At 59.1% G+C, this 18,436-nt stretch carries 15 protein-coding genes; 7 read left to right on the plus strand and 8 right to left on the minus strand.

Annotated elements, in window-relative coordinates; all coding sequences use genetic code 11:
- Window positions 1-10: 10 nt before the first annotated feature.
- Window positions 11-1,009: a sulfate ABC transporter substrate-binding protein gene (locus AC1RL4_RS25055; protein WP_493120389.1), complete on the minus strand. Its 999-nt coding sequence runs from the start codon at window positions 1,007-1,009 to the stop codon at window positions 11-13.
- A 106-nt stretch (window positions 1,010-1,115) separates the two neighbouring features.
- A complete protein-coding gene (locus tag AC1RL4_RS25060; RefSeq protein WP_230174814.1) occupies window positions 1,116-1,940 on the minus strand; it encodes an ion transporter in 825 nt (274 codons plus the stop codon).
- A 217-nt stretch (window positions 1,941-2,157) separates the two neighbouring features.
- On the opposite strand from AC1RL4_RS25060, the gene AC1RL4_RS25065 reads away from it, so the two are divergent.
- Window positions 2,158-4,731, plus strand: a complete 2,574-nt coding sequence (locus AC1RL4_RS25065) for an autotransporter family protein (RefSeq protein ID WP_230174812.1) — start codon at window positions 2,158-2,160, stop codon at window positions 4,729-4,731.
- Window positions 4,732-4,792: 61 nt separating this feature from the next.
- Window positions 4,793-5,608, plus strand: coding sequence for an alpha/beta hydrolase (locus AC1RL4_RS25070; protein WP_096479726.1), 816 nt, complete (start codon window positions 4,793-4,795; stop codon window positions 5,606-5,608).
- A gap of 42 nt (window positions 5,609-5,650) precedes the next feature.
- On the opposite strand, the gene AC1RL4_RS25075 is transcribed toward AC1RL4_RS25070, so the two are convergent.
- From AC1RL4_RS25075 to gcl, 6 genes are all read right to left on the minus strand, one after another.
- On the minus strand, window positions 5,651-6,535 hold the full coding sequence (locus AC1RL4_RS25075; RefSeq protein ID WP_230174810.1) for an urea transporter: 885 nt from the start codon (window positions 6,533-6,535) through the stop codon (window positions 5,651-5,653).
- A gap of 218 nt (window positions 6,536-6,753) precedes the next feature.
- Complete coding sequence (gene pyk, locus AC1RL4_RS25080) at window positions 6,754-8,169, minus strand: pyruvate kinase (RefSeq protein ID WP_230174808.1); 1,416 nt, start codon at window positions 8,167-8,169, stop codon at window positions 6,754-6,756.
- Entirely contained in the window at window positions 8,159-9,439 is a 1,281-nt protein-coding gene (locus tag AC1RL4_RS25085) for a glycerate kinase type-2 family protein (RefSeq protein WP_230174806.1), read from the minus strand. The genes pyk and AC1RL4_RS25085 overlap by 11 nt, the downstream gene beginning before the upstream one ends.
- A 216-nt stretch (window positions 9,440-9,655) precedes the next feature.
- Window positions 9,656-10,546 (minus strand): 2-hydroxy-3-oxopropionate reductase, encoded by an 891-nt coding sequence (locus AC1RL4_RS25090; RefSeq protein ID WP_019579606.1) that lies wholly within the window; start codon window positions 10,544-10,546, stop codon window positions 9,656-9,658.
- A gap of 203 nt (window positions 10,547-10,749) precedes the next feature.
- Entirely contained in the window at window positions 10,750-11,532 is a 783-nt protein-coding gene (gene hyi, locus AC1RL4_RS25095) for a hydroxypyruvate isomerase (protein WP_019579607.1), read from the minus strand.
- A gap of 135 nt (window positions 11,533-11,667) precedes the next feature.
- A complete protein-coding gene (gcl, locus tag AC1RL4_RS25100; RefSeq protein WP_230174804.1) occupies window positions 11,668-13,443 on the minus strand; it encodes a glyoxylate carboligase in 1,776 nt (591 codons plus the stop codon).
- 266 nt (window positions 13,444-13,709) lie between these two features.
- Here gcl and AC1RL4_RS25105 point away from each other — a divergent pair, with 266 nt between their 5' ends.
- From AC1RL4_RS25105 to AC1RL4_RS25125, 5 genes are all read left to right on the plus strand, one after another.
- Window positions 13,710-14,150, plus strand: a complete 441-nt coding sequence (locus AC1RL4_RS25105) for a GlcG/HbpS family heme-binding protein (protein ID WP_007939170.1) — start codon at window positions 13,710-13,712, stop codon at window positions 14,148-14,150.
- Window positions 14,151-14,373: 223 nt separating this feature from the next.
- Window positions 14,374-15,039, plus strand: coding sequence for an arylformamidase (gene kynB / locus AC1RL4_RS25110; protein WP_096479728.1), 666 nt, complete (start codon window positions 14,374-14,376; stop codon window positions 15,037-15,039).
- Entirely contained in the window at window positions 15,036-15,890 is an 855-nt protein-coding gene (gene kynA / locus AC1RL4_RS25115) for a tryptophan 2,3-dioxygenase (protein WP_230174802.1), read from the plus strand. The genes kynB and kynA overlap by 4 nt, the downstream gene beginning before the upstream one ends.
- A 98-nt stretch (window positions 15,891-15,988) precedes the next feature.
- Complete coding sequence (locus AC1RL4_RS25120; RefSeq protein ID WP_019579611.1) at window positions 15,989-17,392, plus strand: amino acid permease; 1,404 nt, start codon at window positions 15,989-15,991, stop codon at window positions 17,390-17,392.
- Window positions 17,393-17,414: 22 nt separating this feature from the next.
- Entirely contained in the window at window positions 17,415-18,428 is a 1,014-nt protein-coding gene (locus AC1RL4_RS25125; protein WP_230174800.1) for an AraC family transcriptional regulator, read from the plus strand.
- Window positions 18,429-18,436: the final 8 nt, after the last annotated feature.

An 18,436-nucleotide genomic window follows, 5' to 3' on the forward strand; every position in this document is an offset into this window, starting at 1 on the left:
AACGCAGTGGTTATTGGCCGTTGTAAATCTGGTCGAAAACCCCACCATCATTGAAGTAAGTCTTCTGCACGGTGCGCCAGTCACCAAAGGTCTTCTCCACCGACAGGAAATCCACTTTCGGGAAGCGATCGGTGTATTTCGCCAACACCGCCGGGTCACGCGGACGCAGGTAGTTGGCAGCCGCAATTTCCTGACCTTCCGGCGACCACAGGTATTTCAGATATTCCTCGGCAACCGCGCGAGTGCCTTTCTTGTCGACGGTTTTGTCGACCACCGACACCGGCGGCTCGGCTTCGGCGGAAACACTTGGGTAAATCACTTCGAACTGATCACGACCAAACTCGCGAGCAATCATTTCCGCTTCGTTTTCGAAGGTCACCAGCACGTCGCCGATCTGGTTGGTCATGAAAGTAGTCGTGGCGGCGCGGCCACCGGTATCCAGCACCGGCGCTTGTTTGAACAGTTTGCCGACGAAGGCTTTTGCCTTGTTTTCGTCACCGCCGTTTTTCAGCACATAGCCCCAGGCCGAGAGGTAGGTGTAGCGGCCGTTGCCCGAGGTTTTCGGGTTAGGGACGATTACCTGCACACCGTCCTTGAGCAGATCCGGCCAGTCTTTCAGGGCTTTCGGGTTGCCTTTGCGCACGATGAACACGGTGGCCGAAGTGAATGGCGCGCTGTTGTTCGGCAGGCGCGTGACCCAGTTGTCCGGGACCAGTTTGCCGTTGTCCGCCAGGGCGTTGATGTCGGTGGCCATGTTCATGGTGATGACGTCAGCCGGCAGGCCATCGATCACCGAGCGCGCCTGTTTGCTGGAGCCGCCGAAGGACATCTGCAGCGTGATGTTTTCGTTGTGTTCGGCTTGCCAGTGTTTCTGGAAGGCAGCGTTGTAGTCCTTGTAGAAATCTCGCATCACGTCGTAGGAAACGTTAAGCAGGGTCGGTGCGGCCTGAGCCATGCTGCTCAAGGCCAGGCCAGCGGCCAGAAGTGAGGCGCCAAAGATTTTTTTCACTGCGCATTCCTTGTTTTATCAAACGTGTTCGATGGAGATTATTGGCAATTTGCCAGCGACTATAGCCGGGCTCGCATAGTCGCTTAAAGATTAAAAAAAACTTTGCTTATTCCATTTTCTTGAACAACGCATTGCCACAACGGGAGCAGAACGCCGCGCTGTGTTCATGGCTGCTTTTCTTGCAGGTCGGGCAGTCGTGTTGCAGTTGTTCACCACGCATGGCGTTGGCCAGTTCCGCGGTGAAGATCCCCGTCGGCACGGCGATGATCGAATAACCGGTGATCATCACCAGGGATGAAATCACCTGGCCCAGCGGCGTCTTGGGCACGATGTCGCCAAAACCCACGGTGGTCAGCGTCACGATAGCCCAATAGATCCCTTTGGGAATGCTGGTGAAGCCGTGCTCCGGGCCTTCGATCACGTACATCAAGGTGCCGAATACCGTCACCAGTGTGCTGACGCTGAGCAGAAACACCACGATCTTCTGCTTGCTGCCGCGCAACGCCGACATCAAATAGTTGGCTTGTTTCAGATACGGGCTGAGCTTGAGCACGCGGAAAATCCGCAGCATTCGTATGATCCGGATGATCAGCAGGTACTGCGCATCGCTGTAATACAGCGCGAGAATACCCGGCACGATCGCCAGCAAATCCACCAACCCATAGAAGCTGAACGCGTAGCGCAGCGGCTTGGGTGAGCAATACAGGCGCAGGCCGTATTCGATGATGAAAATGACGGTGAAGCCCCACTCGATGTACGCCAGCACGTCGGCGTAGTTCTGGTGAACGCTGTCGATACTGTCCAGAACCACGATCACCAGGCTGGCGAGGATGATCAGCAACAGCGTGCTGTCGAAGCGCCGTCCGGCCACTGTGTCGCTCTGGAAAATCAAGACGTAGAGGCGATGGCGCCAGTCGTTGTTGTTTTCCATAAGGTCGTGCCCAAGCCGAAAATGAGAGAAGCCTGGGTGATTGGCGAGGATTGCGCAAGCTGGACGCTGGGTACGCCATGTTCAGCCGGTTTTGCTCGTTCATGGCTTAAGAAATTGACTATCTCGTCGATATATCGACTTCCCACAGAACAAGAACCTTTGTCTTGATGTGCGGCCCGGATTCAGGCGATTGGTCTCAGAACCTCACGGAAGCGATATGGATAGCAAATATTTCAAGAAAAGCGTGTTGGCAATGGTTGTCAGCGCTTCGACCGTTCAGGCGTTTGCCAGCGAGTACGATCTGAGCCAGGGTTTCAAGGACTGGACGGGGCAAACCCTTAATGAAACGCTGACTCTCACCGGGCAACGGACCCGCCAGAGCAATACGGACAACAAAGGTGTCACGTTCTTCCAGAACACTGTCGCGGGCTCACTCATTAACCGGGGCGACTTCACTTTCGACGCTCAAGGCGCGACGGTGACCGGGATCGGACTGGATGTCAGTTTCCTCAACACCAGCGGCAGCAACATTCAGGGTGACTTCATCAATGCCGGCAAGCTTTCTCTTTCCAACGTGAATAGCGCTGAGGGAATCGAGATCGCTAATACCACTATCACCGGCAATGTCATCAACGCCGGGACTGTCTCCATAACCCAGTCATCGGGAGCCAATATCTATGGTTCGCCTGAGGGTATCTATCTCCATGGGACCACTATTGGCGGCGATCTGATCAACAGCGGTGTTGTCGACGTGCAGGGCAACTATGCCGTGGGGCTGATTCTGGATTCCCATTCCGGGCAACCCGTGAGCATCGCCGGCAAGCTTCTCAACTCAGGAACGATTCGTGCCACGGGTCAGAACGCCTCCGCTTTTCATGTCGAGACCCAAACCAGCGCGTTGAGGATCGAGAACAGCGGCTCGATCATGAGCGTCGGCAAGAACGCCGAGGCTATCGGGTTTTTGGATGGTTCAGTCGATTATTTGCTCAACACCGGGACTATTGAGGCATCGGGTGAAGACGCCGTTGGCATCAAGCTCGGCGGTGCCACTTTCACGCAGAATGCTGTGTCTGGCGCTCGGGGCATTATCAACTCCGGCAATATCACTGCGGACGGTGTTGCGATCCGGGTCGATGCGGACCAGGTATCAGCGTTTGAGATCAACCAGCAAGGTGGCGAAATTCGCAGCAATCATGCGGCGGCCATCGATGGCGCAGGGTTGGCGCAACTGAACTGGACCGGCGGTGCGATCAAGGGCGATCTGCTCAATCTCAATGGGGTGAATGTTGCAGGTCAAGCCAATTACACCGGTAGTAAAATTGGCAGTACGGTTTCTGTGACGTCAGGCTCTCTGAATTTGCAAAATCAGGGGGTCGTAATTACCGGTGACCTGAACGTTGGAGCCAACAGTGGCATCGATATGTTGCTTTCGGATCGCGTCACGCCCGATACGCCTTATTTGACGGTGGACGGCAAGGCGACCTTCGCTCAGTCCTCCAAAGTGACGTTGAATGCCAAACCAGGTGATTTCACGCCGACCGCTGCCGGTACTCAATACACGCTGGTCAAGGCCAGCAGCCTGCAGAATAACGGGTTGAGCGTTACCAGTTCGTCCTCGTTGTTGAATGTCGCCAGCTATACAACCGATGCCCAGACCGTCAACGCGCTGGTCACACTGAAAAGTGACAGTCAGGTGGATGAAGAGCAGGGGAACATTGGCACCTCCCGCAGCACTCGCCAGATCCTCAATCGCTTCAAGAATGGCCCGCTGGGACAATTGAACAGTAATGATGCGGTCTTCAAAGCCTTTGCCAACGCCTCTTCCCAAGAGGCGCTGGCAAAGCTTGGTGAGCAACTGGCACCGGAAGTCAGCGGCGGCGCGGTCAATGCGGCAGTATCGGGTCAGGCGATGATGAATGGAGCGGTCAGCAACCGCGTGTCCGGTCTGCGCTCGGGGCTCTCATCAGGGGATTCACTGGCAGATACCGGCGTGTGGGTTCAGGGATTGAGCAGCAATCAGGATCAGGACAGCCGTGATGCAGTCGCCGGTTATTCGGCCAACAGCAGCGGTATTGCTGTCGGGGCGGATGGCAAGCTGAATGCCAACTCCACCGTGGGTCTGGCCTATTCGTATCTGAACACCAACGTCACCTCCGATACTGGCAATAAAACCGATGTACAGGGCCAGGCATTGACGCTGTACGGTAGCTGGGATCTGCGCAACTGGTTTGTCGATGGCAGCCTCAGTTATGGGCGCAATGACAACGACAGCAAACGTTACATTGCCGACAGCGCGGCCAAAGCCAGCTACAACAGTGACGCATGGGCACTGAGTGCCTTGAGCGGTTATACCTTCAAACTCACTGACCAACTGATTGTCGAACCGCGTGTTGCCGCACGCTACACCAATATTCAGCTGGACAGCTTTAATGAGCATGGCTCATCGGCCGCCTTGCACTCCAATGCCCAGCGCTTCGAAATTGGCGAGTTGGGCGCCGGGTTGCGAATGGCCGCTGACGTGCCATTGCTCAATGGCACCCTTACACCTGAAGCGAGCGTGATGGCTTACCATGACTTCATCGGTGACCAGATCAATCAGACCACCAGTTTCACCTTGGGTGGCTCGCCTTTCATTGTCGCGGGAGCCAGTCCGGTGCGTGATAGTTATGAAGGGCGCATAGGGGTGAAGTATCAAGTTGATGCTCTAACCCTGGGGACCAACTATAGCTATCAAGCGAAGACCGGTTTTAACGCCGATACCTTTACCGTCGAAGCGCGTTACGCTTTTTGATCGACTGGATCGCAACGGTTCGCGCTGGCGGATCGTTGCGTCTGATCAACAGGTTCAATCCATGTTTAAAGTTCTGGCCGCCATCGGCTTCGCGGTCCTCGGGCTCGGCGGGTGCGCGGGTAAAGTCGACTTGCAGGCGGTAAGCCAAGGCTCTTCGCTTACTCCTGGCACGCTCGATAGTGCACCTTACACACTCATGGCCTTACTACCGGCACCAGGGGGCTACAAGCATCTGCGTGTTTACATTGAAGGCGATGGTCGGGCATGGGCGACACGGTCTCAACCGAGTATCGACCCGACCCCTCGTGTGTCCTTGATGGCGAGATTGGCCGTTGGAGATCGGGGGCCCAGCGCCTATCTGGCGCGCCCTTGTCAGTTCGTGACATCACCGGGTTGCAACACTGATTTATGGACTTCCGGTCGTTTCAGTTCATCCGTCATAACCACGATGAATGCGGCACTCGATGTTCTGAAAAGCCGCTTTGCAGTGGAGCAGTTCGAACTGGTCGGATATTCGGGCGGCGCCGCGATTGCCTTGGTCCTTGCGGGGACTCGTAACGACGTCACTCAAGTGCAAACAATTGCCGGGAATCTCGACCCGGTAAAGTGGGCAGAGCTGATGCAGCTCGCGCCATTCTCGAAGCCGGTGACACCTCTGCAGTTTCGCGACAAGTTGCGTGCGCTCCCGCAACGTCATTTCGTTGGTTTGAATGACAAGGTCGTGCCACCTCAAATGTTCCAGGTCTACACCACGAAGCTTCAGGGCAAATGCCTGGAAGTCGTCGAAACACTCGCTACCCACGATCAGGGATACGATGAAAGTTGGGGCTCGCGGTCGGATCGGCCATTGGCTTGTGAGACTGACCCATTGCGCTGAATGTAATTTCAGCCCTTTCAGGCGCCCCCATTGATTCAGCGATCAATAGCGCAATGCGTCGACAGCGGCCTGACGCAACACCCGAATGCCTGCGCGAATCAGCCAGCAGGCAAGAATGAACGGCGCGGTCAGCGTTGCCAGGCCCAGTGCGGCGAACCCCGGCGTGAGCAATACCGCGAGCAGAATGCCGAGCAGCGGCAGCCAAGGTTGGCGGCGTTGCGGGCTGAAGGCGAGGGCGGCGAGTACCGCGTTGTAACCGCTCAAACCCTGCAAGGCATTTGAAGTTTCGCCATGCAGAAGGGCAAATCCGAGTCCGGCAGCGGAGCCCAGCAGCGCCCACACAAAGGCGCGGCGATCGGCGATCAGTAATCCGGCGGCAATCAGCGCGCCGGCCAGGGGATGGCCGAGAAACATGACTTGCCCCAGGCCTTTCAATTCGGCGGCGAGCAGGTTGAGGGTGTTCAGTTCGATCAGCGGAGTGGGTTGCTGTGGTGCGGCAAAGCCGAGCAATAACCAGCTCAACCCAACGAAGGGTGCGGTATAGGCCGGTAGACATTGATGATCGCGGGCACCTTTGAGCCATTGCTGAGTGAGCATGGCACTCAGGCCGCCGCAGGCGATGATCAGCGGTAGCAAAAGCGCTGACCATGGGAAATACAGGCTCAGCAGCAGGCCGAGCAAAATACCGTTGTAACTGAACAGCCCGGCCTGACGATCCGTCTTGGCATACCCGCGACGTTGCGCGGTAAGCAACCCGGCGACACCGCCGAGCAGCGCACCGCCGAGCAGAGCGGGCGCGGTGAAAAGAATCGCTAACAGACACAACAGCCCGCACAGCGGATGGCGCTGGAGAAAGATCTGACTGAAGCCGTTAAGCAGGGCGGTCGCCCAGTCGGGGCAGTGGGTGTTGAAGTGGCTGGCAGGCATGGGTGGGGTCTAGGGCAGAGGAAAATCCAGGGTCTTGCACAAATCTGTGGCGAGGGAGCTTGCTCCCGCTGGGCTGCGGAGCAGCCCTGAAATCAGCAATGCGGTCTTTCTGTTGAAACCGTCATGCCAAAGCGACGACTGCTTCGCAGCCGAGCGGGAGCAAGCTCCCTCGCCACAGGGGTAGTTCTTACCGGGGTAGCTCTTACAGGGGGAGCTCTTTAGATCAATGTCTCGATGCGCAACGAATTGGTTGACCCCGGCTGCCCAAAGGGCACGCCCGCGGTAATCAGCAACGTATCCCCGCGCTGAGCCATCCCCTGTGCCTGAGCGATTTCCAGCGCCGTCGAGCACACTTCATCCACCTGCCGCAGCCGATCGTTGACCACCGAGTGCACGCCCCACGCCACCGTCAATCGCCGGGCGGTTTGCAGGTTCGGCGTCAGGTTGAGGATCGGCACCGTCGGCCGCTCCCGCGCCGCCCGCAGGCTCGAGGTGCCGGACTCGCTGTAGTTCACCAGCACCGCCACCGGCAGCACGTTGCTGATACGGCGGATCGCGCAGCTGATGGCGTCCGACACCGTGGCCTCGGCTTTTGGCCGGCTCACGTCCAGTTGGGTCTGATAATCCGGGCCGTTTTCCACCTGGCGGATGATCTTGCTCATCATCTGCACGGCTTCCAGCGGGTACTCGCCAGACGCGGTTTCCGCCGACAGCATCACCGCGTCCGCGCCTTCGGCCACCGCATTGGCGACGTCGGTGACTTCGGCGCGGGTCGGGGCCGGGGAGAAGCGCATCGACTCCAGCATCTGCGTCGCCACCACCACCGGTTTGCCGAGTTGGCGGCAGGTGCCGATGATGTTTTTCTGAATCTGCGGCACGCTTTCGGCCGGCACTTCCACGCCCAGATCACCGCGAGCGACCATGATCGCATCGCTCAATTCAGCGATTTCCCGCAGCTGAGTCACGGCCGATGGCTTCTCGATCTTGGCCATCAAGAACGCTTTGTCGCCGATCAGCGCGCGGGCTTCGCGGATGTCTTCCGGGCGTTGCACGAACGACAGCGCGACCCAGTCGACCCCCAGCTCCAAACCGAAGCTCAAATCACGGCGGTCCTTGGCGGTCAGCGGGCTCAGGTCGAGCACCGCTTGCGGCACGTTGACGCCTTTGCGATCCGACAGTTCGCCACCATTGAGCACCGTGGTGTCGATGGCGTCGACGTACTTGGTCACCACCCGCAGGCGCAACTTACCGTCATCCAGCAGCAGGTCCATGCCGGGCTCCAGCGCGGCGATGATTTCCGGGTGGGGCAGATTGACCCGGCGCTCGTCCCCCGGCGTCGCATCCAGATCCAGGCGCAGCGCCTGGCCGCGATATAGCTGCACTTTGCCCTGGGCGAATTTGCCGACCCGCAGTTTCGGGCCTTGCAGGTCCATCAGAATCCCCAGCGGATAATTCAGCTGGCGCTCGACTTCACGAATCCACTGATAGCGCTGCGCGTGGTCGGCGTGATCGCCGTGGCTGAAGTTCAGGCGAAAGATATTGACCCCGGCGCGCACCAATTCACGGATATCGTCGATCCCGTCGGTGGCCGGGCCGAGGGTGGCGAGGATTTTGACCTTCTTGTCAGGCGTCATGTTTAGGGCTCTCGAGAATCAGAATCGCGCGGAAGTCGTTGACGTTGGTGCGGGTTGGCTCGGTGACGATCAGTGCATCGAGCGCCGCGAAGTAGCCATAGCCATTGTTATTGTCCAGCTCATCGCTGGCGCTCAAACCGAGAGCGGCGGCGCGGGCATAGCTGTCCGGAGTCATGATCGCGCCGGCATTGTCTTCGGAGCCGTCGATGCCGTCGGTGTCACCCGCCAGGGCGTAGACGCCGGGCAGGCCTTTGAGGCTGTCGGTCAGGCTCAACAGGAATTCGGCGTTGCGCCCGCCACGGCCATTGCCGCGCACGGTGACGGTGGTTTCGCCGCCGGACAGAATCACGCACGGCGCCGCCAGCGGCTGGCCGTGCTGGACGATCTGCCGCGCAATGCCGGCGTGGACCTTCGCCACTTCCCGGGATTCACCTTCCAGGTCGCCGAGAATCAATGGGCTGAAACCAGCCTGACGGGCTTTCACCGCCGCCGCTTCCAGTGACTGCTGTGGGCGGGCGATCAATTGGAAATGACTGCGGGCCAGGCTCGGATCGCCGGGTTTGACCGTCTCCGACTCGGGACTTTGCAGCCAGTTGCGCACCGAGGCCGGGACTTCGATGGCATAACGCTTGAGGATCGCCAACGCTTCAGCCGAGGTGCTCGGGTCGGCCACGGTGGGGCCGGAGGCGATGACGGTGGCGAGATCGCCTGGCACATCGGAAATCGCATAGGTGTAAACCGTGGCGGGCCAGCAGGCTTTGCCCAGACGCCCACCCTTGATCGCCGAGAGGTGCTTGCGCACGCAGTTCATCTCGCCGATGGTCGCGCCGGATTTGAGCAGCGCTTTGTTGATCGATTGCTTGTCGGCGAGGGTGATGCCGGCGGCGGGCAAGGCGAGCAGGGCAGAGCCACCGCCAGAGAGCAGGAAGATCACGCGGTCGTCTTCGCTCAGGTTGCTGACCAGTTCCAGAACCCGTTTCGCGACGGCCAGACCGGCAGCATCCGGCACCGGGTGCGCGGCTTCGACCACTTCGATTTTTTCGCACGGGGCACCGTGGCCGTAGCGGGTCACCACCAGGCCAGACACTTCACCCTGCCAGCAGCGTTCGACCACCTGGGCCATGGCTGCGGCGGCTTTACCGGCGCCGATGACGATCACCCGACCGCTGCGGTCGGTTGGCAAATGGGCTTCGAGGACGTGCTGCGGATGGGCCGCGTCGATGGCTGTGGCAAACAGCTCGCGCAGCAATTGTTGCGGATCGACCGACATGGCGGGCTCCCGGAATTCTTGTTATTGGAGGGCGACTCGGTTCCCTGTGGGAGCGGCCTGTGGTGAGGGGGCTTGTCGGAACGCCGCACCGCCCCGTTGGGTTGCGAAGCAGCCCCAAAATCTCTGATACACCAAAGATTTTGTGAGCGCTACGCACTCAAACGGGGGCAAGCCCCCTCGCCACAGGCCCGCGCCCACAGGTTTTTGCGCAGGGCGTTATTTATCGCGAATCGAGAAATTCGCCATGTGTTCCAGGCCCTTGATCAGCGCCGAGTGATCCCAGTTGCTGCCACCGATGGCCGCGCAGGTGCTGAACACCTGTTGGGTATTGGCGGTGTTCGGCAGGTTGATGTTTAGCTCGCGCGCACCGGCCAGGGCCAGGTTCAGGTCCTTCTGGTGCAGGCTGATGCGGAAGCCCGGGTCGAAGGTGCCCTTGATCATGCGCTCGCCGTGAACTTCCAGGATCTTCGACGAGGCGAAACCACCCATCAGCGCTTCACGCACTTTCGCTGGGTCGGCACCGTTTTTCGAGGCGAACAACAGCGCTTCGGCCACGGCCTGGATGTTCAGCGCGACGATGATCTGGTTCGCCACTTTCGCGGTTTGCCCATCGCCGTTGCCACCGACCAGGGTGATGTTCTTGCCCATGGCCTGGAACAGCGGCAGGGCGCGTTCGAAGGCATCGGCTTCACCACCGACCATGATGCTCAGGGTCGCAGCCTTGGCGCCGACTTCACCGCCGGAAACCGGGGCGTCGAGGTATTGCGCGCCTTTTTCGTTGATTTTGGCGGCGAAGGTTTTGGTGGCCGTCGGCGAGATCGAGCTCATGTCGATCACGACTTTGCCCTTGCCGACGCCCGCCGCCACACCGTCGGCGCGGAACAGCACGTCATCGACCTGCGGGGTATCGGGAACCATGACGATGATGAATTCGGCTTCCTGGGCGACTTCTTTCGGGTTCGCCAGGGCGACGGCGCCAGCGGCCACCAGATCGGCAGGCGCAGGGTCGTGGTGCGCCGACAGGAACAGGCTGTGACCGGCTTTCTGCAGGTTCAACGCCATTGGGTGGCCCATGATGCCGGTGCCGATAAATCCGATTTTAGCCATGAGAAAATCCTCTTGTTTTTTGTGTGGCTCCCGGCTCTGGACCGATGAGCTCTTTGTGGCGAGGGGGCTTGCCCCCGTTGGGTCGCGAAGCGGCCCCAAAACTGTTTGCGCAGTGAATCAGGTAGAGCGCGTGTGCCGGTTTTACGACTGCTTCGCAGCCGAACGGGGCGGTGCGGCGTTCCGACAAGCCCCCTCGCCACACGTCAGATTGCGTTATGGGTTTTCAACCAGCCCAGACCCGCTTCAGTCGTGGTCAGCGGCTTGTATTCACAACCGACCCAGCCCTGATAACCGATGCGGTCCAGGTGTTCGAACAGGAAGCGGTAGTTGATTTCACCGGTGCCTGGCTCGTTGCGCCCCGGGTTGTCGGCCAACTGGATGTGATTGATCTCGTCCAGGCGCGCGGCCATGGTGCGGGCCAGGTCGCCCTCCATGATTTGCATGTGATAGATGTCGTATTGCAGGAACAGGTTGGCGCTGCCGACCTGTTCGCGAATCGACAGGGCTTGCGCCGTGTTGTTCAGGTAGAAGCCCGGAATGTCGCGGGTGTTGATCGCTTCCATCACCAGTTTGATGCCCGCCGCTTGCAGCTTGTCGGCCGCGTACTTGAGGTTGGCGACGAAGGTTTTTTCCACGGTGGCTTCGTCGACGCCTTGTGGGCGAATGCCGGCCAGGCAGTTGACCTGGGTGTTGCCCAGCACTTGGGCGTAAGCGATGGCCAGATCGACACCGGCGCGGAACTCTTCGACCCGATCCGGCAGGCACGCGATACCGCGTTCGCCCTTGGCCCAGTCACCGGCTGGCAGGTTGAATAGCACCTGGGTCAGACCGTTGGCATCGAGCCTGGCCTTGATTTCGGCAGAGCTGAAGTCATAGGGGAACAGGTATTCGACACCACTGAAGCCGGCCTTGGCGGCAGCGTCGAAACGGGCAAGAAAATCCTGCTCGGTGAACAGCATGGACAGGTTGGCTGCGAAACGCGGCATGGTGATCTCCCGTATATGTGTGAGGCCTCCTGTGGGAGCCGGCTTGCTGGCGATGGCGGTGTATCAATCGACATTGATGTGATTGACACATCGCCATCGCCAGCAAGCCGGCTCCCACAGGGGAACGATCAGCAGTTAATCGAGCAACGAAATCGCCGTTGGCGCATCGTTGCCGACCAGCGCCAGGTCTTCGAATTCGTTGACGGCGTTGATCTCGGTGCCCATGGAAATGTTGGTCACGCGCTCCAGAATGATCTCGACGATCACCGGCACCTTGAACTCTTCGATCATCTCTTGAGCCTTGCGCAGGGCAGGCTGGATCTGGCCGGGTTCGAATACCCTCAGGGCCTTGCAACCCAGGCCTTCGGCGACCGCGACATGGTCGACACCGTAGCCGTTGAGCTCTGGAGCGTTGAGGTTGTCGAAGGACAGCTGCACGCAGTAGTCCATGTCGAAACCGCGCTGCGCCTGACGGATCAGCCCCAGGTACGAGTTGTTCACCACGACGTGGATGTACGGCAGCTTGAACTGCGCGCCCACCGCCAGTTCTTCGATCATGAACTGGAAGTCGTAGTCGCCCGAGAGCGCCACCACCTTGCGGGTCGGATCGGCCTTGACCACGCCGAGCGCGGCCGGAATGGTCCAGCCCAACGGTCCGGCCTGGCCGCAGTTGATCCAGTGACGCGGTTTGTAGACGTGCAGGAACTGCGCGCCGGCAATCTGCGACAGACCGATGGTGCTGACGTAGCAGGTGTCCTTGCCGAACACCTGGTTCATCTCTTCGTAAACGCGCTGCGGCTTGACCGGCACGTTGTCGAAGTGAGTCTTGCGCTGCAGGCTGGCTTTGCGCTGCTGACAGTCTTGCAGCCAGGCGCTGCGGTTTTTCAGCTTGCCAGCGGCTTGCCACTCGCGAGCGACTTCGATGAACACGGTCAATGCGGCAGCGGCGTCGGACACGATGCCCAGGTCCGGGGTGAACACGCGGCCGATCTGGGTCGGTTCGATGTCGACGTGAATGAATTTGCGGCCTTCGGTGTAAACGTCGACCGAACCGGTGTGACGGTTGGCCCAGCGGTTACCGACACCCAGCACAACGTCGGACTTCAGCATCGTGGCATTGCCATAACGGTGCGAGGTTTGCAGACCGACCATGCCGACCATCAGCGGGTGATCGTCCGGGATAGTGCCCCAGCCCATCAGGGTCGGAATCACCGGAATACCGGTCAGCTCGGCGAACTCCACCAGCAAGTCGCTGGCGTCGGCATTGATGATGCCGCCACCGGCCACCAGCAATGGGCGTTCAGCCTGGTCGAGCATGGCCAGGGCTTTTTCCACCTGCACGCGGGTCGCGCTCGGCTTGGCCAATGGCAGCGGCTGGTAGGCCTCGATGTCGAATTCGATTTCGGCCATCTGCACGTCGAACGGCAGGTCGATCAGCACCGGGCCGGGGCGGCCGGAGCGCATCTCATAGAAGGCTTTCTGGAAGGCATAAGGCACCTGGCCCGGCTCCAGAACCGTGGTCGCCCACTTGGTGACCGGCTTGACTATGCTGGTGATGTCGACGGCCTGGAAGTCTTCCTTGTGCATACGGGCCCGCGGTGCTTGCCCGGTGATGCACAGGATCGGGATCGAGTCGGCCGAAGCGCTGTAGAGCCCGGTGACCATGTCGGTACCGGCAGGCCCCGATGTGCCGATGCACACGCCGATGTTGCCGGCCTTGGTGCGGGTGTAACCCTCGGCCATGTGCGAGGCGCCTTCAACGTGGCGAGCGAGGACGTGATCGATGCCACCGACCTTCTGCAAGGCGGAGTACAGCGGGTTGATCGCGGCGCCCGGGATGCCAAAAGCGGTATCGACCCCTTCGCGGCGCATCACCAGAACGGCGGCTTCGATTGCTCTCATTTTGCTCATGGTTTTGTGCCTCTTACGTTTTGTAATTGTATACAAGTGGCTTTGCGCAGAGTGTATTCACGGCGGACGGCGCAGGTCAATCCATTTTCTCAAGCGGCTGTTTCATTCGTCGGAAGCCCAAATAACTGTGGCTTTTCGTCGCATGTCGCGCTTTTCGAAAATTATTGTATACAAAAAAATAATTCATTGTGTTCTATTTGTTGCATCGGATTGCGCAACACAAAGCAATCCAACGGCTTTCCCTATAACAAAATGAGGACGGCACCATGAGCGCTTTAACCTTGAAAGTCGCAGTCAACCTGGCCGATCAGGCCATCACCGCGGGGCGGGCGATCTCTGCCGCGCCATTGACCGTTGCAGTATTGGATGCCGGCGGGCACCTGATAACGCTGCAACGGGAAGACGGCGCCAGCCTGCTGCGTCCGCAGATCGCCATCGGCAAGGCCTGGGGCGCGATTGCCCTGGGCAAGGGCTCACGCCTGCTGGCACAGGACGCCCAACAACGCCCGGCCTTCTTCGCCGCGCTGAATAGCCTGGGGCAGGGCAGCGTCGTCCCGGTACCCGGCGGCGTGTTGGTTCGGGATCAGGACGGGACTGTGTTGGGAGCGGTGGGCATCAGCGGGGATCTGTCAGATGTCGATGAGCAATGTGCGATCCGCGCGATCGAGGGGCAGGGGTTGAAGGCGGATGCGGGGGTGGCTGGTTGATCTTCGGCGCCTGATTTAGCGCTTTCGCGGGCTGGCTCGCGAAAGCGTCTTGCGGACGAAAACAGCTTTTTAGCTGCCTGCTTTCTCCGTTGAAATTTCCATCCGGTAAATTCCGTTTTTTTAGAATTTTGTGCGAAACATTTGGCTGTTGCCGAATATTTTCGCAAGAAAATTCATAGGTATCACTCGTATCATTCTCTCGGAACAGGCCGAGAGCTTTACAATGAAAACAACACTGTCGTGGTGGGATATCAGCCCGCCTCTGAGCACCGCTACACCTACCTGGCCGGGTGATACACCTTTCCAGGAAGAGCGCGTTTGGACGTTCGGACCCGAGTGTCCGGTAAATGTCGGGCGAATCACCCTGTCGCCTCACACGGGGGCCCATGTCGACGCGCCGCTGCATTACAGCGCTGATGGCGCGGCCATTGGCGATGTGTCACTCGATGTCTATATGGGGCCTTGCCGTGTGTTGCATTGCCTGAATAGCGGCCGGCTGGTACACCCCGAGCAGCTTGAAGGTCGCTTGCAAGACCTGCCTGAACGGGTGCTGCTGCGCACCTGGGGACAAGCGCCATTGAGCGTCTGGGATCCGGATTTCACCGCCGTCGCCAAAGAAACCGTCGACCTGCTGGCGAACCTCGGTGTGCGCTTGATCGGTATCGATACGCCATCGCTGGACCCTCAGCAATCCAAAACCATGGATTCGCACAATGCCGTAGCCCGACATGGCATGGCCATCCTCGAGGGCATCGTGCTCGATGACGTCCCGGAAGGGGACTATGAATTGATCGCGCTGCCGCTGCGTTTTGCCCATCTGGACGCCAGTCCGGTCAGGGCAATTTTGCGTCCACTGAATAAACCGCAACTTGAGGAGCCAACTCAATGAGCCAATGCCCCTATTCACCTGCAAACCAGACGGAAGAATGGCATAACGCCGAGCTAAATTTTTCCGACTCCATGAGCTACGGCGACTATCTGGATCTGGGGCGCATTCTCAGCGCACAGCACCCGTTATCTCCGGACCATAACGAGATGCTGTTCATCATCCAGCATCAGACGTCAGAGCTGTGGATGAAGCTGATGTTGCACGAGCTCAAAGCCGCTCGTGAACACATTCGACAGGGAGAATTGCCGCCCGCGTTCAAGATGCTGGCGCGGGTCTCGCGGATTTTTGATCAACTGGTGCATGCCTGGACGGTGCTGGCCACCATGACACCCACCGAGTACCACGCGATACGGCCGTTTCTGGGGCAGTCATCGGGCTTCCAGTCGTTCCAGTACCGCGAGATCGAATTCATTCTGGGCAACAAAAGCGCGACCCTGTTGCGCCCCCACGCGCATCGGCCGGAACTGTTGCAGGCGCTTGAAAAGGCGATCGCCACACCGTCGCTGTATGACGAGGCGATTCGCTTGATGGCCAGCGCAGGCTTGACCATCGACCCACAGCGTTTCGAGCGCGATCCGAGCAGTCCGACGGCGCATGATGCGTCGGTCGAAGCCGCCTGGCGCGTGGTCTACACCGACCCTTCGCGTTATTGGGATCTCTATCAGCTGGCGGAGAAACTCATCGACCTTGAGGACTCGTTCCGTCAATGGCGCTTCCGGCATGTGACCACGGTCGAGCGGATCATCGGCTTTCAACCAGGGACCGGTGGCACTGAAGGTGTCGGTTATCTGCGCAAGATGCTCGATACCGTGCTGTTCCCGGAGTTGTGGCGAGTGCGCTCAACGCTTTAATTTACCGAGAATGATGTCTGAATGCTTAAACCGAGCGGCAATTGAGTAAATTGACGCATTCAAACCATGCCTGACCATAACAATTAGAAGGTAACCAGATGGCGGATGAAATCTTGAGGCAAGGCGAACTCAAGCGAGGGCTGAAAAATCGTCATATTCAGCTGATCGCATTGGGTGGAGCGATAGGTACCGGGTTGTTTCTCGGCTCTGCCGGAGTCCTCAAATCGGCCGGGCCGTCGATGATCCTCGGCTATGCGATTGCTGGCTTCATCGCCTTTCTGATCATGCGCCAGCTGGGCGAGATGATTGTCGAGGAACCGGTGGCCGGCTCCTTCAGTCATTTCGCCCACAAATACTGGGGCGGCTATGCCGGCTTTCTGTCCGGCTGGAACTACTGGGTGTTGTATGTGCTGGTGGGCATGGCCGAGTTGACGGCTGTCGGCAAGTACGTGCAGTTCTGGTGGCCGGAAGTCCCCTCCTGGGTCAGCGCGGCGGTGTTCTTCGTCCTGGTCAATTTGATCAATATGATGAACGTCAAAGTCTTCGGCGAGATGGAGTTCTGGTTCGCAATCATCAAGGTCGTCGCGATCATTGGCATGATTGTCCTGGGCTGCTACATGTTGTTCAGCGGAACAGGCGGCCCGCAGGCCTCGGTCAGCAATCTGTGGAGTCACGGCGGCTTCTTTCCCAACGGCACCACCGGATTGCTGATGTCCATGGCGTTCATCATGTTCTCCTTCGGCGGTCTGGAACTGGTCGGTATCACCGCCGCTGAAGCCAGCGAGCCGGGTAAGGTGATTCCCAAGGCGATCAACCAGGTGGTTTATCGCGTGCTGATCTTCTACGTCGGCGCACTCACCGTGTTGCTGTCGCTGTATCCGTGGGATCAACTGCTGCAGACACTGGGCGCTTCGGGCGATGCCTATAGCGGCAGCCCGTTCGTGCAGATCTTCTCCTTGATCGGCAGCGACACCGCAGCGCACATCCTCAATTTCGTGGTGCTCACCGCAGCGCTCTCTGTCTATAACAGTGGCGTCTACTGCAACAGCCGCATGCTCTATGGCCTGGCCGAACAGGGCGACGCACCCAAGGCGCTGATGAAACTGAACAAGCAGGGCGTGCCTCTACTGGCGCTGGGTGTATCTGCGTTGATCACCATGCTGTCCGTGCTGGTTAACTACCTCGCCCCGCATGAAGCGCTTGAGTTGCTCTTTGCACTGGTGGTCGCATCGCTGATGATCAACTGGGCGATGATCAGCCTGACGCACCTGAAGTTTCGCAAAATCATGGGCCAGCGAGGTATCGTGCCGGGCTTCAAGGCGTTCTGGTTCCCTTACAGCAATTACCTGTGCCTGGCCTTCATGGCCATGATCGTCTGCGTCATGTTGATGATTCCAGGGATACGCGCTTCAGTCTTCGCCATACCGGTGTGGGTGTTGATCATCTTCGGTTTTTACCGGATGCGTATGGCCAAGGATCGGGCCTTGCCGATAGTTCAATAGCCTTTGCCGTGGGTGCGCCGTGATGAGTAGCAACGCTGATCCGCAGTTTCGCGACATCCGTATCGATCACTATGACCTCGAGGGTGCAAGGAGCTGGATGTCTGGTATCTGCGGGCCGCACCGCCTGCAGACTTCGACGCCCGAGCGGATCCGCTTTCATCACAGCGCCAATGTGTTCAAGTCGATGGCCACGACCCTGGGCACGCTCTCATACGGCACCGATGTCACCATCGATATCGAAGACGCCGAGCACTTCAGCAGTTACAGCCTGAGTTTGCCTTTGGTGGGCGAGCAGGAGCTGAGCAAGAACGGCAGCGTGTCGAAATCCAACCGCGATCAAGGGGTGATCATTTCCCCGAACGAGAACCAGATGCTGGCGATCTCCGGCGACTGCCGCAAAGTTCAGGTGGTGATCACCCGCGTCGCCATGAGCGAGTCGTTGGAGGGCATGCTGCAGCGACCGCTGGATACGCCGCTGCGTTTCGAGCCGGTGATGGATGCGGTGGACGGCGCGTCGGCCTCGTGGTGGCGCATGGCGCGTTATTTCATCGCGGAGCTGGAACGCAGCAATGAACTGTACGAACAGGTGGTCTTCACTCGGGACATCGAAAGCTCATTGATCAAAGGCTTGATCCTCGCCCAGCCGAACAACTACTCCGAAGAATTGCGCAACGTGCTCGGCGTGAAACTGCCGCACTACCTGATCAGGGCCAAGCAATACATTCACGACAATGCTCGCGAAGCCTTGCACCTGGAGGATATCGAGGTCGCGGCCGGGGTCTCGCGTTTCAAGCTGTGCGAGGCGTTCAAGAAGTACTTCGCCCTGTCGCCGATGGTCTACCTGAAAAAGTATCGGTTGAACGCTGTGCGCCAGGAAATCCTCGAACACGGCTCGGCGCGCAATATTTCTGCGATTGCCATGGGCTGGGGCTTTACGCATCTGGGACGTTTTTCCGCCGAATACCGCAAGTTGTTCGACGAGTCCCCCAGCATGACCTTGCAGCGTAACGAAGCCCGGCGCATGCGCGGGGTCTGAATATCCCG

It is taken from the genome of Pseudomonas sp. GW822-FHT07A10 (assembly GCF_058798795.1).

What these genes read in the sequence shown, in the direction of transcription:
- AC1RL4_RS25060 (WP_230174814.1), bottom strand. Translation starts at nt 1,940, where the DNA reads ATGGAAAACAACAACGACTGGCGCCATCGCCTCTACGTCTTGATTTTC.
- AC1RL4_RS25065 (WP_230174812.1), top strand. Translation starts at nt 2,158, where the DNA reads ATGGATAGCAAATATTTCAAGAAAAGCGTGTTGGCAATGGTTGTCAGC.
- AC1RL4_RS25070 (WP_096479726.1), top strand. Translation starts at nt 4,793, where the DNA reads ATGTTTAAAGTTCTGGCCGCCATCGGCTTCGCGGTCCTCGGGCTCGGC.
- AC1RL4_RS25075 (WP_230174810.1), bottom strand. Translation starts at nt 6,535, where the DNA reads ATGCCTGCCAGCCACTTCAACACCCACTGCCCCGACTGGGCGACCGCC.
- pyk (WP_230174808.1), bottom strand. Translation starts at nt 8,169, where the DNA reads ATGACGCCTGACAAGAAGGTCAAAATCCTCGCCACCCTCGGCCCGGCC.
- AC1RL4_RS25085 (WP_230174806.1), bottom strand. Translation starts at nt 9,439, where the DNA reads ATGTCGGTCGATCCGCAACAATTGCTGCGCGAGCTGTTTGCCACAGCC.
- AC1RL4_RS25090 (WP_019579606.1), bottom strand. Translation starts at nt 10,546, where the DNA reads ATGGCTAAAATCGGATTTATCGGCACCGGCATCATGGGCCACCCAATG.
- hyi (WP_019579607.1), bottom strand. Translation starts at nt 11,532, where the DNA reads ATGCCGCGTTTCGCAGCCAACCTGTCCATGCTGTTCACCGAGCAGGAT.
- gcl (WP_230174804.1), bottom strand. Translation starts at nt 13,443, where the DNA reads ATGAGCAAAATGAGAGCAATCGAAGCCGCCGTTCTGGTGATGCGCCGC.
- AC1RL4_RS25105 (WP_007939170.1), top strand. Translation starts at nt 13,710, where the DNA reads ATGAGCGCTTTAACCTTGAAAGTCGCAGTCAACCTGGCCGATCAGGCC.
- kynB (WP_096479728.1), top strand. Translation starts at nt 14,374, where the DNA reads ATGAAAACAACACTGTCGTGGTGGGATATCAGCCCGCCTCTGAGCACC.
- kynA (WP_230174802.1), top strand. Translation starts at nt 15,036, where the DNA reads ATGAGCCAATGCCCCTATTCACCTGCAAACCAGACGGAAGAATGGCAT.
- AC1RL4_RS25120 (WP_019579611.1), top strand. Translation starts at nt 15,989, where the DNA reads ATGGCGGATGAAATCTTGAGGCAAGGCGAACTCAAGCGAGGGCTGAAA.
- AC1RL4_RS25125 (WP_230174800.1), top strand. Translation starts at nt 17,415, where the DNA reads ATGAGTAGCAACGCTGATCCGCAGTTTCGCGACATCCGTATCGATCAC.